This is a genomic window from Bacillus sp. BC08 (assembly GCF_054326875.1).
Genome location: NZ_JBTGPA010000031.1, coordinates 647,378 through 664,319 on the forward strand (window position 1 = coordinate 647,378; position 16,942 = coordinate 664,319).

Genomic DNA, 16,942 nt, shown 5'->3' on the forward strand with positions numbered 1-16,942 from the left:
GCACCCATCCCTTTTCGTTTAGCTACGTAATTCATAACTCTCCCGTCTTGTTTTCTCTCTATTTTTTTGTAGCTCGCATTAGAAATGCTACACTGTATAATGACTCATATTAAACTTACACATAGACTTAATAGTAAATTTTCATACTAATTCTTCCTTTCTTCATGCTGTAATACTTAATAGACAACCTAAATAATAAAGTTGTTCCACATTTACAAAAAAAATAATTAACTATAAGATGAAATAAGCTAAAAAGGGAGGGTTTTATGTTACATACAAAAATAAAAAGATGGAGATTTATAGCGATTCTTTCTATTGTAGGTTTGATATTAATAATTTTGTTAAAAAGCCATTTCTTTTCAATTACTATCGAAACTTCTTCGACCGAAAGAGGACAAATACTTGATCGAAATGGTGTAATACTAGCTACAAATAAGAAAGTTAAGTCTCTATATTGCACTTTTAATGATGAGAAGCTATCGAAACAAGATGCAGCAAACACATTGGCTTTTTTCAATCAATTTTCAAGCGAGTTTCAACATGACATTTCTACAGAGGACATAAAATTTCAATTACAACAATCTTGTAAAAAGCAGACTATGAATGATATACCGTTATACTCTGACATAACTGAGAATGAACTTGCATTCATAAACAAAAACAAACCCAATAATGTAATAATCAAAGATGAAGTGATTCGATATTATCCTAAGCGTGGAATTGGTTCACAAGTAATTGGGTATGTAGAAAATGCCCTTAATGTACCCGTTGGAAAAAGCGGGATTGAGCTACAATATGAAAATGATTTAAAAGGAAAACCCGGAAAAACTCTTATTTTTAAAGTGAATAATAAAAAGTTCTTATGGAACATGCAAAAAGTACAAAAAGGAAAAGATGTCCGGCTAGCTTTAGACTCTAAGTTGCAGCAAAAAACTGAGGAAGCATTAAGATCTCAAATCAAGAAAATAACTGATGTTAATGCTGGTTATGTTGTGGTAACCGATGTGAAAACTGGCGCAATTTTAACTATGGCCAACTCAGCAGTGTTTGATCCAAATACATTATATGAACAAGTATCATCTAAAAAAGAAAACCTCAAATCACTTTCGCAAAATAAAGCAATTCAAAAATTAAAGTATGGTGAATCTTATGTAAATATGGCCTCAACTATAAAGCCACTTACTATTTTAATTGGATTAAACGAAAAGCTTTTTCAACCTGAAGATACTTATTTAGATAAAGGTACTTTTCAATATGATAATCAAAATAACATTACGAATGCACCTGGAACGCCCACAGGTGAGATTACACCGAGGCAGGCTATTATTAATTCATCTAACACATTTATGACAGCAAAAGTAGCTCTACCCTTATTCAACCAAAATAATGGGAATATAGAAAAAGTTGCACATATATGGACAGAGTATTTAAAGCAATTCGGCCTTCGTTCTAAAACTGGGATTGATTTACCCTTTGAAGAAGACGGACAATATGAATTTCATCCAACAAACAAGTTTGAAAATGGTATCTCCGCCTTATTAAATGCCTCTTGGGGAGGAAATGAAGTACACACTCCTCTTCAACTTGCTCAATATGCAGCAACTTTAGCAAGTAAAGGTGATAAATATAAACCTCAAATCGTAAGTGCTATTATTGATCAAAATGGTAAGGAAACAAAAAAGTTTAAACCAATTTTAGAAAGTTCAAATCATTATCCGATGGACTTTTGGAGTGTCGTGCAAGGTGGGATGAGCCAAAATATAGAGGAAATTAAAAACTTACCCTTCCATGTCGCAGGTAAAACAGGCATAACAGGTGCTCCGAATGAGCAAGAAAGAATGATAAACCATTCTCTTTTCATTGCATATGCTCCTACCGAAGATCCACAAATTGCCGTTTCTGTCGTTATTCCTGGTAGTAATTCAGAAAAAAACATCGCAGCTCTCGTTACATCAGAAATTTTAGAGTATTGGAATACTCTTCAATAAGAGAATAAAAACAAAGAGGAAGGTTCATTAAAGTGAACCTTCCTCTTTACCATATAGAATCTATATTTATTATTTTCCATATACCTTCATTACTCTTTTCGAACATAAATGAATATTTAATATCAGTTAAAACATACTCTTTTTGTACATATCCAGTATTACCGTTAATAGTCGATACTTTTATATATCCATTATTCTGCACTTTTTCTGGAATCCAAGCTTTTACCATTTCATTAGATACTTCATATAAAACTTGTGATTCTCGCTTTGGTTCAGCTAAAATTTTCGTTTTATTTCCAGTAACCGTTGCATATATATAATGCGCTTGCTTTGGTTGGTTACCTTCTGTCAATCCACTTGGTACTTTGTATGATTGCTTTGTATCATTTGTAAATTCTCCCCCCATGGTAAGAGCAACTTGCAACTCATGAAAAATATCTTCATCAAATTTCAATTCATCCTTCTTATAACTCTTCCCTTTAAATAGAACTTCATCATTTAACGCTCTATACAAGTCATTTTCATTTTTTGAATTTGTACTTTGATATAATTCATTCATAAATTGTTTTAATGTTGGATCTTGAGCAGACTCATCTTTAGTTTTAGGCTTAATTTGAGTGCTGCTTTGGACCGGTGATTTATTATCATTAAGCCAAGGTTGTTGAACAATAACAAATAACATTGTACAAACCAAAACCACTACAATAGGCAGTGCTTTTTTACGAAACGGCCTTTTATGTATTACAAGATCCGCTTCCTTATTTTCATATATAGACTGCTTTATTTTAAAAATAAACTCTTCTTCATCTTTACGATTCTCCATTGGGCCTTTTTTTAACTGTTTATACCAGTCAGGATTTTGTTTATTGTTCATCACTACTACCCTCCCCTATTAATTTTGAAACCTTACTTCTCGCTCGGCTTAATCTAGATTTTACAGTTCCAATGGATACTCCTAGTGTTTCGGCCATTTCTTCATAAGATAATTCATATTTCGCGTCTAAAATTATTATTTCACGGTGTTTTTTAGGTAGTTTTAATACAACATCCCACACTTCATTCATTTCCTCTTGATTAAAAAATTCTTTTTCTGCCGATGGAGATTGTTTATCATCACTAAAAAATCCTACTAAAGATATCCTTTTAAAATAGGAGGATTTCAAATAGTTTATTGCCGTATTTCTTGTAATTTTTAATATCCACGTTTTAATAGATGACTCCTTTCGAAATGAATTCCAGTTTTTAAATACCTTTATAAATACATCTTGCGTGATATCATCTGATAAGTGTGGATCTTTCGTAATAATAAATGAATAATTCCATACATCTTGCCAATAATCGTTTATAACATAGTCAAGCTCATCATGATTACATTTTTCAATAAACTTCTGTTCCATTTCCACACCTCGAACTTATTTGAATAAACATAAAACTACCCTCGCTTTTATTATGGTTTCAATATATAGACAAGATACAAGTTGTATTTGTTCCATTGTTTATCTTTTTTTGATAAAGATCCGCCCCAAAATGTAAAGGCGTGTAATTACTTTCATAAAATAATCAGCTATATATTCTCTCACATGACAGGCTCCTAAAAAAGAAGTAACACATACAATGTTAAAAATACACTCGTAAAAATCTGATTATTATTTGGGAGTCTCACGCAACACTCTACTTGTATCACCTATTTTTCTTAGAGCATACTTATTTGTGTGCTCTATTTATGTTTTACTAAACAACTGGTTTTTTAGTCTAAAACTTGTCCATTTCAATTTGTTCACCTCTTCTATTTACTATCAACAATGTCACCCTTTCAATAATGAAAATTAAGATGAGGTATCAACTTTCTACACCCACAACAAAAAAGCATTCTCGATTAAGAAGAATGCTTTTTCGAAGCTTACTTATACTTTGTTTTGCATGATTTATACCTTTGTGTTAAGCAAACAATGAATACAGTAAAAGATTTTACTTTATAATTAATTATTATTTTTGGAAAATATGTTTTATTTTTTCACCTGGTACGTTACTCCCCCCTCTTCCTTTTACATCTTCGATCATCATGGTAACAATCATGTTTGGCTCATTTGCATCAAAAGCTGCAAACCATCCAAGTTCTTTTCCGTTAGCTTCTTTCGACTCTTTCAGTTCTGCTGTACCGGTTTTACCAGCAAGAGTTATACCATCAACCTTAGCAATTCTCCCCGCGCCATCAGGGTCATTAATGACTTTTATTAATGCGCTCTTTAATATCTCTTGATTCTTTTTAGAAACCACATTTTCTTTCCAATTCCCCGCTACTTTTGCTTCTTTTAAAAGATGAGGCGACGGAATATTCCCTTCATTCACAATCGGTGCATATGTTAATGCCAAATGGAGTGGTGTCATTAATACTTGTCCTTGTCCGTAACCTGTGTCTGCCAGTTGAATATCATTTTTTATCCCCTCTCTTGCAATGATTGAAATAGGAAATTCGTATTCAATTGGTAATTTTTCATGAAATCCGTATTTCTTAAATTCATTTACATACTTATCTTTTCCCATCTTCAAGGCTTGTTGAGCAAAATAAATATTATCAGAGTACTTCATTGCCTTGTCAAAATCAATTGGACTTGCATCCTTCACACGTGTTACATAATAATTTCCCCAAGAGGAATCTTTTGTCCACTTTAATCCTTGAATATTAAATTCTTCCTTAGGTTTTATTGTGTTTGTTTCCAAACCAATTGCACCTGTAATCGTTTTAAATACGGAACCTGGTACAAATGCTTGTGTGAAACGATTCATCATTGGTAGTTTCAAGTCGTTATTCCATGCTTCTCGTTGGGCCTTTGATGCCCCTCTAACTATTGTATTTGGATTATAAGCAGGGCTACTTACAAGTGCGATTGTTTCACCTGTTTTAGGATTGACCGCTGCACTAGAGCCCGCTTCATTTTTCATCTCATTATAGATTTTTTCTTGAATTGCAGCATCAATTGTTAACGTAACATCTCCCCCTGCTTTCGCTTCTTTTTTTGCTACGTTTTTAATCTCTTTCCCATTCTCATCTTCTATAAATACACGTCCACCCTTTTCACCACGCAATTTATTCTCCAGTACTTTCTCTAAACCTGTCTTACCTATTAAATCATCAGCTTGATACCCTCTTTTTTGAAGTGATTTTAACTCCTCTGCATTCACCTTTCCTATATAGCCAGTTAAGTGTGCCGCTGCTTCTCCTAATAAATACGTACGAATATCTACCGGGCGAGATGATACTCCTTCTAATTCAATATAATCATTCTGTCTAGTTCCCTCTTTTAAAATACCAATTGGTACAAAGGAATCTGGTTTTATCCATTTCGCTGTAAGCTTCTGATTGACCTCTTCTATAGACATATCCAGTAACTGTGCCACTATTTCTTTTGTTTGCGCTGCCGTTTCACCTAGTTTCTCTGGAATAATTCCAACCTCAGTCGCTTTACCATTCGTTGCAAGGCCTTTCCCATTTCGATCATATATTTCTCCACGTTTTCCTTGTTCTATTTGCATACGTACTTTGTAATCTTTTTTCATACCTGGAAAAATGAAATCTGGTGTCCATTCTATTTTCCAAGATTCTTTTTCTTTCACAAGTTTTGCTTCATGGATAAATGAAGCTTTTCCTCCATCCGTATCCATCTTAACTTCAAAAAGAAAAACTTCTTTATCTTTAGCATTCTCTGCTTTCGTTTTAACCTTTAAATTCTTAACGCCAATACCTTCATAAATTTTTTGATATTTCTCTGTGAATTCCTTTTTAGAAATTGTTTTTTTGGCATGTTCTGATAAATGATCATACATATTTGCAAATTTTCTATCATTCCATAAATTGATATATTCTTCAAATGCTTGTTTTGGCGGTTCGTTTTTATTACATCCTACTAATATAACTGCAAAACAAAAGAAAAGCAGCATCCATAATTTTTTCAATTCAATCTTCTCCCTTAGTTAAAAATGTTTATTCCTTTCTTGATTTATTAAATAAAAAATGTTGTAACGCTTAATAGACAGTGTAAGTAATGAAATTGTTCCACATTTACTAAAAAATTTAATTTATGATCAAGTTACATTCGAAAGAGAAGATTTTAAGATTCTTACAAACAAAAGTAGCGGATCAATTTAACACTATTATTTAAACTATCCTTTTGTTTAGGTTCCCCGTTCTTATCCCTTTTGTAGATATTTAATACAAAAAAGGACCCTTATTCTAAGGGTCCTTCAACAAAAAATAACAAATTGTATACAATAAAAAAGATTTACTTAAAGTTTATTTTATAGATGCTGTATATCCTTCTATTTCGGATCAAAATCCCTGTACTGTATGCGACTGGGGATTCGTTCACTCTATAAGCTTATTTAGAAGAGTCATGTACAGGTAAACTACTATGAATTAATTCAGCAACTTTTACATATCCTTTTGAGTTTGGATGAATTAAATCCGTAGACCAAAGCGAATTATCATTAACTAATGGATGATTCCAACAGTCAACAAGATGAAACTTATACTCTCTACTCAGTGAAAGTATAACTTCGTTTGCCTCTAATAATTGTTCTTTTAACATTTGGTTTTTTTCAGAAGAAAATGGAAGCCGAACTGTAAAATCTGGAAGGTTTGCTATAATAATATCAGCATCTGTTTTACTTAATGTATCTATCATAAATTCCATATCGTTCTTATATTCTTGATGATTCCAACGTCCTTTTAAAACATCGTTTGCACCTGCAATTAGACTAACTAAATCTGGATTAAACGTTAATGCCTTTTCCAATTGCTGTGAGCGAATTTCTTTCGTTACTAACCCACGCTTTGCAAAATTAGCATATTCTAAATCGTTTACACAAATTTGAGCAAAATGATCTACCCAGCTTTTTAATGCAATTCCCTCAACTTCATCCCCTATGCCCTCGGTAAAACTATCACCAATCGCTACAAATCGCTTCCACATATGTAATCCCCCTTTTTATTATTCATATCTATACTATATAATAGTTCACAGCGTATATCTATTTTCATTGTAATTTAATTGAATAATGAATCTTCTTTTATGCTGTGTAACTTTATTAAACTATCCTTGTACTAGAGTGCTTTGAATCAAAAAATCAAAATAAACGCCATCCTTTTTGTATATTTCTACAAAAAGAATAGCGCCTTTTGATTATATGGATACAAATTTATTTTAGCCTGATAGCAATACGAAAAGTTCCGACGGACAAATTTGAAAAAATAATGCCCTCTTCAATTCCAAGCCATCAACATAAAAATCTATAATAGTTTGAAACTTTTTGTTTCAAACTATAAAACTAGCTTTTTACTATATCAACCGCACTATACCACATACCGCTAAAAAAAGATCCGATGTTACGCATAAAACGTGTAAACCAATTTGCTTGTTCTATATCAGATTTTGTTACAAGGTCTACTTGTAATGATTTACCTAATAAGAACCCAGGATCTGTACTATCTTTAGGCGAGATAATCATTTTACTAATTGTTACACCTTTTTTAATAGGTGCTTCTTGTTCTTCATTCAATACTTTAAATTCTTTTTTATATACGTCTTTGTTGTTCTTTGGTATCGGAAGTGAAACAGCTTGCTTCGTTTGAACTACTACATCTTTGTCTTTTGCATTTGCTACTCGCACTGTTTCATGCCCGTATACTACTGAATCTTTTCCATAAACTTTCTTCATTTCAAAATTCGCAAATCCATAATCATATAATTTCTTCGTTTCATCAAAACGTGCTGCATGAGAGTTTGCTTTTATCACGACAGAGATTAGACGCATACCGTTTCTTTCTACTGTACCAGTGAAACAATCACCAGCTTCTGGGGTAGTTCCTGTTTTTAACCCATCTACACCTTCGTATTGCTTAATTAAACCTTTTAACATCCAGTTAAAGTTCGTCATATCAATTGGATACTTACCACCCTGTTGGAATGTTTTTTTAGGGATTTTTGCAGTATCTAACATTTTCGGAAAATCTTGAATCAGACGTTGTGCTAAAATCGCACAATCTCTTGCGGACATTTTATTTTTCTCGTCTGGAGTTGTCCCTTCTGGGTGATGTCCTTTTAAATCATAGTTTGTTAAGCCTGTAGAGTTTACAAATTTATAATTTTTCATTCCAAACTCTTTTGACTTATCATTCATCATTTTCACGAAATCGGCTTCTTTTCCAGCAATTTCTTCAACTAAAGCAATTGTCGCACCGTTCGCAGAGTAAATTGCCATTGCCTCATATAACTCTTTTACTGTATAAGAGCCACCATTTTCTAATGGAACGTTTGATAATGAGCGATCTTGCGAAATCTTATATGCATATTCAGAGATTTTAACTTTTTGATCCCATTTAAGTTTCCCTTTATCCACCGCTTCATGAACTAAATATTCACTCATCATTTTTGTCATACTAGCAATTGCTAATGATTCATCTGCATTTTTTTCATATAAAATTTTCCCGGAATTTGCTTCTACTAAAATTGCCGATCCTGCTTCTACATCTATAGCAGAAACTGTTTCTGCTGTTGCTCTTCCAGATGTAACAACTATGCTACAAAATATTGTAAGCACTGTTACTATTACAATGATTTTTTTGTAAAACATACCTTTCAATTCTCTTACCTCCAATATCTTTGTACTCAAAAAAGCGTTATTCTAACATAATCCTTCAAAAATAGACAGTGTTATCAAATTCTATATACATATATGACATTAGGACGACTTTCATATAAAACATCTCATCCCACCCTATTAGGCACACTGACACTTAGTATTCCCACACATATCCCTCTTTTTAATACCTTTGTATTTTTCAAAATGATTCGTACTTTCATATTTATTCGGATTACACTTAATAGACAATATAAGTAATACATTTGTTCCACATTTATAAAAAATAAAACCAGTGTGTCCCGATTAAATTTCGAAGCACACCGGTTGCTAAACTTACTATCGTCTCTTCCATTATTCATATCATTGAACTTCCCCCCTCATTCTATTAATTACTTTATAAAAATAATAAATTAACTTGTTAGTATCATGTCTACTATGAATGACCTATTTGAATTATTAACTTAAATAGTTTCTTAAGTTTTAAAAAAAGCTTATGGAACTTTTCATTCCATAAGCCATTCTATATGATCGGATGTTCAACAATAAAAGATATCCAACCTTCTTTATATTCTGCATGTATATTACCATTATGAAGTTCAACAATTCTTTTTGAGATAGCGAGTCCCAATCCATTTCCTTGATTATCTTTTCTTGCCTTATCGCCTCTGAAAAATCTCTCAAATAATTTATTTGGATCGCTAACAGGTGGTTTCTCAGCTTTATTTGATACTTTCAAAATTGCCTTATTATCAATTACTTCAAGACATATTAATAATTTGGATGGCTTCATGCTGTACTTTATCGCATTCATAAACAGATTTTCATAAACACGTACCATTTTTTCTACATCCATGAAAATAGGTATTGTTTCTTCCGTTATTGATTTTTGAACAATTAAACTTTCCTTTTCGAATATAGGAGTGTATTCCCCAACTATTTGCTCCAACAAACCCGATAAATCAACTTCATTAAAGTTTAACTTGGCATCGTTGTCTGATAAACGGGTGTACTCAAATAGTTCATCAATTAGATATTTCAATCTCTGTGATTTTAAATAAGTGGTTTCGAGATATTCCTGTAATTGTGCTTTACTGTCGTATTGCCCTCTTTTTAATAAATCTACATAACCGATAATAGATGTCAATGGTGTGCGTAAGTCATGAGATACGTTGGTTATGAGTTCATTTTTTGTACGTTCCAATCGTCTTTCCTGTTCAAATGTATTCTCCAATTCCTTGGACATGTAATTAATATTTTGAGCAAGTTGAGTCAATTCGTCTTTTCCCTCGATCTCAATTGTCAAACCCAGTTTTCCATTGGCAATATCATTCACATTATCAGAAATGAGCTTCAAATATACTATTTTCTTTCGAACCAATATTAAAAAAATGATTATAAAAGTAAAGATTGCTAACGCGAATATAAGAAATGTAAGCATATTATTTTCAAATGCACTAAGATTATCAAGATAGTGATTTAGAGTTAATGGAATTATGATATATATAAAAGTGAGGATTGTTAAACCAAACGAAACAAAAAAACTAACTGCAACAGCACCAAGAAGTTTTATAATTATCTTATTTCTAAACCTAACCTTCTTCATATTTTGTACCCAATCCCCCAAACAGTTTTAATATAAATTGGATGTTTAGAATCTTCTTCAATTTTGTCTCTTATTTTCGTAATATGTACCATGACGGTATTATCCGATTTATAAAAAACCTCTTTCCAAACTGCTTCATATATTTTTGCAACACTCAGAACAATCCCTTTGTTACGAGCAAGTAGTTCGAGTATATCAAACTCTTTTGGAGTTAGCCTTACTTCCGTACCTCTTATCCATACTTGACGTGTATCTGTATTTATGGTCAAATCACCAATTTCTAGTATACTTTTATCATTATCTGTATTTGTATTATACTTTTTAAACCTCCTTAATTGGGATTTTACTCTAGCGATTAACTCCAACGGATTAAACGGTTTTGATAAATAATCATCGGCACCAGAGGCTAAACCCTGAATTTTGTCTATATCCTCTGATTTTGCAGAAAGCATGATAATAGGCATATTTCTTTCTTCCCTAATCTTCATACACGCTTCAATACCATCCATATTTGGCATCATAACATCCAAAATAATAAGATCGAATCGCTTTTCTTCTAACAGTTCTAACGCTTCAATAGCATCTTCAGCCTTTTGAGTTTTCAGACCTTCATTTTCCAAATATACAGAGATAAGATTTCTAATCTCTTTATCATCATCAACAATAAGAATTTTTGACTCCATTTAATTCCTCCACAATTTTCTCATATTGAACAACTAAAAGCATAAGCAAGTGGTACATTTTTATACGCCCTTTTGTAAACCTGTAATCGAAAGAACAAAAATAATATAATCAGTATAAAAGATAACGTCTTACAATTTTCTTAAGATCCATTTACAATTAATATTTTTTCTTCATAAAGTTTAACTTTTAATAACAAATAATTGCTTTATGAATCCTTATTTTAATTAATTTTTATTACACCATTATTTTTCAAATCTCATTTTTTACTTGTTACTTATTTTCACCAGTTTTTCTCCTTTTTCTAAAAGTGTTTCATAGTCATTATTCTCTTTAATTTCTTTAATTTTATTTTCAATTGTGGTTGTATTATTTATATTAAAGTACATATTTAATACTTCATATGGTGTCTTTCCTTGTTTGATTGCACTATCTTCAATAGCTTCTTTCCATGGTATATTTGCTTTATCCATGCTTAATTCAAGCGCTGAACCAGTCTCATATTTCATATTCCGTTCTAAAAACTTTGGAGATTCTGCCTGTCCATTAGCAATAAAGTTAAACGCCTCCATAAAAGTAACATGATATGGCTTCTGTTTCTTTGCAAGTACCATAAGATTTCCACCAGTTAACTTACTATAACGATACTCTAAGTATCGTGCTGAACCTTCTATCGCTTCCGTTTTTGTTTCTCCAATTAATTGAGGCCATTTTTTCACGCGATAGTTACGTACAATTGTCCAATCATATAATACCTTATTAATACTTTCTGGGTTCGTATCAATCATCGCTTTATCTAATAGCTTAAATTCTAATCCCATTAGCGCGTAATTTTCTTTATTAATCGGATATTCATGAATAAACTCTCCACCATTTGCATCAAATGTCCAATCTTTTTGTTTATATGCATGAAAAGCTTCATGCAATAAGAAAGAAGAAAAATCAAAATATAAATCTGGATTACTAAACATTTTAGGATAATACTTTAAATAAAACACATCCATATCGTTCATTTTTATTGTCCCAAAGTTCCAAGGAATCCAGGTAGAAATTGTTCTAAAATCAAAACGAGTTAATCGATAGACTTTAGGCAGATGCAGAGAATTTGAGACCTTTATCTCTTTTGCAAAAATACTATTTTCTAGTCCCGTTACATTAACTGCATAAGCTTCTTGTCTAAAGAATCCCCCGTCTTTATTACTACGTATCAGAACCAATGGCATTTTTTCGAAGCGATAATCTTCATTCCAAAGTTTATCACTCGATTCTTCGAAGCTCTTATAAATAGTAGATAATTCTTTTAACATGTTTTGATCTGTGTTATCCAAAGACTTAAACTCAGTATGATATGTTTTATTTAAAATTATGCTTCCCAACATAATTCCTATAAATATTACTAATAAAATTAAAATTAACTTTAAAAATCTTTTCAAGATACACTCCTTTTCTAAAACGATAATCCTTATGATGAATAAGGTGTACAAGTTTTATGTTTATTAACACTCTTTTAGTGCAGACCAAGTTTTATATAATAGCTATAATAAATACAATGGGTACAAGATATTATTTTGATAATTGTTCCATCCTATTAAAATTCCGATTATAGTTATCAATTAATATTGGATGATTATTTAATTTTATTGTAAGGGGATAGTACAAGCATTCCTACAAATGAGGTTAAAGTAGTACTTAATGTAGGAACGATGCTATCTGGCCTATTCATAATTAAGATATAGAAAGAATGATATTTTTCTCTTTTAATTGCTCATACATATCTTCTTGTAAGTTATACATGAAATGCGCCCCCTACTTGTATTTACTTCTTTCTAACGCTTTCTGCCGCTCATTACTGCATATTTGCATCTCAAATTCACTTTCTATTTTGCTTACATGGTATTTTTTCATTTCATCATAACGAGGACTAATTATGTTGATAGTTAGTATACATAATATGATTACATTAACCTTCTTTCGGAAGTACAATTTTTTTATATAATTGAACTGTAATCCAGTAGTAAATCGAGTAAATGACTATGAAAATAACAATTGGTAACCAAATTTGAAAATACGGATCAATTAAAAGAGGCCCAAACATGTTCATGCCAACTAATATGTGAGTAATACCGATAATTGCTGGGACTAGGAATATGAAGAATAACTCCTTATAAATCGATTGTGTTAATAATTCCCGACGAACACCAATTTTACGAAGCATTTGATAACGTATACTATCTTTAGATGCACCAGATAGTATTTTAAACATTAAGCAACTGGCCATCATTGCTAAAAACGCAATTCCAACGAAGAACCCCATAAACATTAGTCCGCTGGAAAAACTTTGATTCGCCTTATATGTTTGATACTTACTATCCAGTTCTTCCACTTTCACATTTTTATATTTAACTACCTGTAATTCATCAATTTTTTTCCATTCTTTTACGTATGCTCCAAAAACATCTGTTTTCCCAATAAAAATAATATTTTCTTTAACTTTCATTCTATCGTATATGTTTTGATCTACAATTTTTATTTTATGATCAGGATATATATACTTGGGCTGAATTGTTTCGAAAGCGTCGCTCCATTGTTTTGGTTTCCCATCATTTTTAACCCATAGTCTTGACAATACAAATGCATCCATGGGGATATCCTCTGAAACCTTTATTATCTTCTCATTTTTTCTATCTTTTACTAAAGGACGATTATTCTCTAGCTCTTCTTTTATATAATAAACATACTTATCATCTACTTTGTAGCGATATTCAAGTTTCTCTTGAAATAAAATACTACTCAAAATGTTCTTTTCTTCTGCTGTTGGATTATGAACTACCGAATCGTAAATTGTTCCTTTATCAGTCTGCTTTAAAACGTCGTTTTTAAATGCCATACCACACGCAATTCCACCTGCTCCAAGGGCTACTAAGATTGCTACCGTCGCAAGCACATTTGTTAGGCCATTAATGCGGAAGTTTAATTGAGCAAAGGTAAAAGCATTAAGCCCTTTTTCACTACGCTTTTTATTACTTTTTATTTTTTTTATCATAACTGGGAGAAGTGATCCAAACAACATGTAAGTACTAACAGTTGCTGAGATTAATCCAAGGGCCATTAATGCAGGAACTGTTCCTAGATTTTTTGCCTGTGGTATATAAAGCAGTGAAGCATAACCAATACTTAACAAAATTAGACCAAGTAAGGCAACTACAGCTGTCATTTTTCCTTTTACCGCGACGCGCTCTGTTTGTGCATCTGCATGTACAAGCTGTAATACAGAAATACGTGACAATTTAATACTGTTCATGCTTGCTGATAATACAAATAATGCAAAGAAGAAGATGCAAGTAACGGCCATAGACGGAATATAGAAAGCTTGGTAACCTTCTCCAGTTAACTCCAATTGTTTCATTAATAACTGCCCGATACCTTCTGCAAGTGCTACACCAATTGTAATCCCAATCACAAGTGACGCCGCACCTAATATGATTGTTTCAAGGAACATTAGTGATGTAACTTTATACTTTTTTGCTCCTAACATCATATACATACCAAACTCCTTTTGGCGTAGAGATAATAAGAAAGAGTTTGCATACATAATGTAAAAAAATGTTACAATCGCTAATAAAGTGGAACCTATTTGAAATATTAATACAATAGGACCAACGTTTGCATTGGATTCAAGGAACGCTTTATTTAGTGATAGCGTTTGAAACATATAAAAAGTTGAAATAGATACAATAAGACCAATAAGTAATACAATATAATCTTGCAACTTACTTTTTAACCCTGACATGGAAAGTTTAAATAACATGCCCAAACCTCCTTTCTTACGCTTTTTGTGTGCCTAAATCTGCAAGCACGTCTAAAATTTCTTTATAAAACTCTTCACGTTTACCACCACGGTAAATTTCTTTATATAATTCACCATCTTGTATGAATAAAATACGCTGACAGTAACTTGCACTGTATGGATCATGCGTAACCATCATAATTGATACGCCTTGTTCTTTATTTAAGTTTGTCATCGCATTAAGTAAACTTGTTGCATTTTTAGAATCAAGAGCTCCTGTTGGCTCGTCCCCTAAAATAATTGCAGGCTCATGCACTAGAGCACGCGCTGCTGCTGAACGCTGCTTTTGTCCACCAGATACTTCAGATGGGTACTTTTGAAGAATTTCTGTAATCCCTAGCATATCCGCTACTTTTTCTACTTTCGGTCCAATATTACGTGATGAAACACCTTGAAGGGAAAGTGGAAGTGCGATGTTTTCATAAATAGATAAGTTCTCTAATAAGTTAAAGTCTTGGAAAATGAATCCTAACTTTTGCGAACGGAAATCAGAAAGCTCACCATGCTTCATTTTCGTAATATCCGTTCCTGCAATTTCAATAACGCCACCTGTCGCTTTATCAAGAGTCGAAATTACATTTAATAATGTTGTTTTGCCAGAACCAGATGGCCCCATGATTCCAACAAACTCCCCCTCTTGAATCGAGAATGAAACACTTTTTAATGCGTGTGATTGATTCTCACCTTTTTTACCGTACACTTTTTGAATGTTTTTTACGTCTACGACTGGTTTTATCATATATATCCTCCTACGTCTCTATGATTGATAAGCTACCGTTCTGGTTGTTTTTTTTCGTTTCCACTTGCAATGCCCCATCTGTAAAAGTATTAAACTTGTACCCCACCAATATATATCTTTTTATTTTTCAAAATAATAAGGCCTTTCATATTTTTGCAATACATAAAAATAGATATCAAACAGGATAAATTGTATTCAATTTGGACATCCATTTTTAGGAATACACGTAATAGACAATCTAAGTAATAAATTTGTTCCTATTTAGATAAGAAAACAAAATGAATTGCATAAAAAAATCCCTTTTCGCTATCTCAAAAAAAGAATCATTGCTGCAGATTTTATAAACTGTATAATACCCAGCTTATATATAAGTACAAATGTTGCTGTCGACCAAATACTTCAGGTAAATACTTTTGGAATATCGCTGAAACTTCTAATATATGAGCTACCTTTTTTCTGCTTCCTGGCGAAGATTTCATGATGGAACACCTTGCAGGGAAAATGAAGAAACAATTTTGCGCAATCATTTGAATTATAAATAAAACATATTAAGAACTACTGGTTATATTTCTTAATTTTTCTTAAGATAATTTATAAAAACTAAACCATAACGGGGAGATTATTTCATAATTGTTTCTAGTACAAATAATAAAAAACTACACCCTATTTAGGATGTAGTTTCTCTAACTGATCTATTTCTTTTTTACTTCATTTTTATAAAAAGCAAATAATGGTTCAATGGCTGGACTAGATAAAAGAGGAATTGCCTTCTCAATCAACTCTCTATCCCAATCAAACCAACGCATCTCCATTAGCATATTCATTTCTGTATCAGTGAACCGCTTCTTTATCTCCTTAGCAGGATTTCCACCAACTATTGTATACGGCGGAACATCTTTACTTACGACAGATCCTGCTGCAACGATTGCACCTTCACCGATTGTAACGCCAGGCATTATTATAGCATTCATTCCAATCCAAGCATCACTTTTAATGACTGTATCACCCTTCGGTTCATATGAATGTTCAATTTGCTCAGCGAATGGATATACTGTAATCCATTCTGAGTGATGATTATGATTACCACCCATTAAAATGACTACTCCACTAGCAATACAAACATAGTTCCCAATAATAAGTCTATCAAGATGCCATCCCATCTGTTCAATTGGATTAAAAAGTGCACGGGACTTAGCATCCCCCCACAAATACCTTACACAGCCATCTTCAAAATTTTGATGACCGTAATACCCTGAATAATAGGAGTACTCTCCTACTTCAATGAGTGGATTTGTTACTATATCTTTTAAATACTTCGTTTCTGACCAATGATTAAATAATGGATGCTTCATAACTTTATTCCTCGCTTCTAAGTATTGTAGATCTTTGTAATTCACTTAGAAGCTTACTACGACTGCTACATTTTTTAGCTTTCTCAAACGACG

12 protein-coding genes are annotated in these 16,942 nt (G+C 32.2%); 1 reads left to right on the top strand and 11 read right to left on the bottom strand.

The window, feature by feature from the left end; translation table 11 throughout:
- The first annotated feature begins 266 nt into the window (after window positions 1-266).
- Window positions 267-1,988, top strand: a complete 1,722-nt coding sequence (locus ACXVYO_RS13935) for a peptidoglycan D,D-transpeptidase FtsI family protein (protein WP_458467484.1) — start codon at window positions 267-269, stop codon at window positions 1,986-1,988.
- Window positions 1,989-2,034: 46 nt separating this feature from the next.
- On the opposite strand, the gene ACXVYO_RS13940 is transcribed toward ACXVYO_RS13935, so the two are convergent.
- From ACXVYO_RS13940 to ACXVYO_RS13990, 11 genes are all read right to left on the bottom strand, one after another.
- Window positions 2,035-2,862, bottom strand: coding sequence for an SH3 domain-containing protein (locus tag ACXVYO_RS13940; protein WP_458467485.1), 828 nt, complete (start codon window positions 2,860-2,862; stop codon window positions 2,035-2,037).
- A complete protein-coding gene (locus ACXVYO_RS13945) occupies window positions 2,852-3,385 on the bottom strand; it encodes an RNA polymerase sigma factor (protein WP_000435495.1) in 534 nt (177 codons plus the stop codon). The genes ACXVYO_RS13940 and ACXVYO_RS13945 overlap by 11 nt, the downstream gene beginning before the upstream one ends.
- Before the next feature lie 589 nt (window positions 3,386-3,974).
- On the bottom strand, window positions 3,975-5,942 hold the full coding sequence (locus ACXVYO_RS13950; RefSeq protein WP_458467486.1) for a penicillin-binding transpeptidase domain-containing protein: 1,968 nt from the start codon (window positions 5,940-5,942) through the stop codon (window positions 3,975-3,977).
- Between the two features lie 422 nt (window positions 5,943-6,364).
- A complete protein-coding gene (locus ACXVYO_RS13955) occupies window positions 6,365-6,958 on the bottom strand; it encodes an SGNH/GDSL hydrolase family protein (protein WP_458467487.1) in 594 nt (197 codons plus the stop codon).
- Window positions 6,959-7,313: 355 nt separating this feature from the next.
- A complete protein-coding gene (locus tag ACXVYO_RS13960; protein WP_458467488.1) occupies window positions 7,314-8,627 on the bottom strand; it encodes a D-alanyl-D-alanine carboxypeptidase family protein in 1,314 nt (437 codons plus the stop codon).
- A 520-nt stretch (window positions 8,628-9,147) separates the two neighbouring features.
- On the bottom strand, window positions 9,148-10,230 hold the full coding sequence (locus ACXVYO_RS13965) for a HAMP domain-containing sensor histidine kinase (RefSeq protein WP_242252768.1): 1,083 nt from the start codon (window positions 10,228-10,230) through the stop codon (window positions 9,148-9,150).
- Window positions 10,227-10,913 carry a response regulator transcription factor gene (locus ACXVYO_RS13970; protein ID WP_270732803.1) on the bottom strand — a complete coding sequence of 229 codons (687 nt, stop codon included), beginning with the start codon at window positions 10,911-10,913 and terminating at the stop codon, window positions 10,227-10,229. Before ACXVYO_RS13970 ends, ACXVYO_RS13965 begins: the two co-directional genes overlap by 4 nt.
- 264 nt (window positions 10,914-11,177) lie before the next feature.
- Complete coding sequence (locus ACXVYO_RS13975; protein ID WP_458467489.1) at window positions 11,178-12,344, bottom strand: hypothetical protein; 1,167 nt, start codon at window positions 12,342-12,344, stop codon at window positions 11,178-11,180.
- Between the two features lie 527 nt (window positions 12,345-12,871).
- Entirely contained in the window at window positions 12,872-14,719 is a 1,848-nt protein-coding gene (locus tag ACXVYO_RS13980) for an FtsX-like permease family protein (RefSeq protein ID WP_458467490.1), read from the bottom strand.
- Window positions 14,720-14,735: 16 nt separating this feature from the next.
- On the bottom strand, window positions 14,736-15,497 hold the full coding sequence (locus ACXVYO_RS13985; protein ID WP_458467491.1) for an ABC transporter ATP-binding protein: 762 nt from the start codon (window positions 15,495-15,497) through the stop codon (window positions 14,736-14,738).
- A gap of 692 nt (window positions 15,498-16,189) precedes the next feature.
- Entirely contained in the window at window positions 16,190-16,849 is a 660-nt protein-coding gene (locus tag ACXVYO_RS13990) for a CatB-related O-acetyltransferase (RefSeq protein ID WP_458467492.1), read from the bottom strand.
- Between the last annotated feature and the right edge of the window lie 93 nt (window positions 16,850-16,942).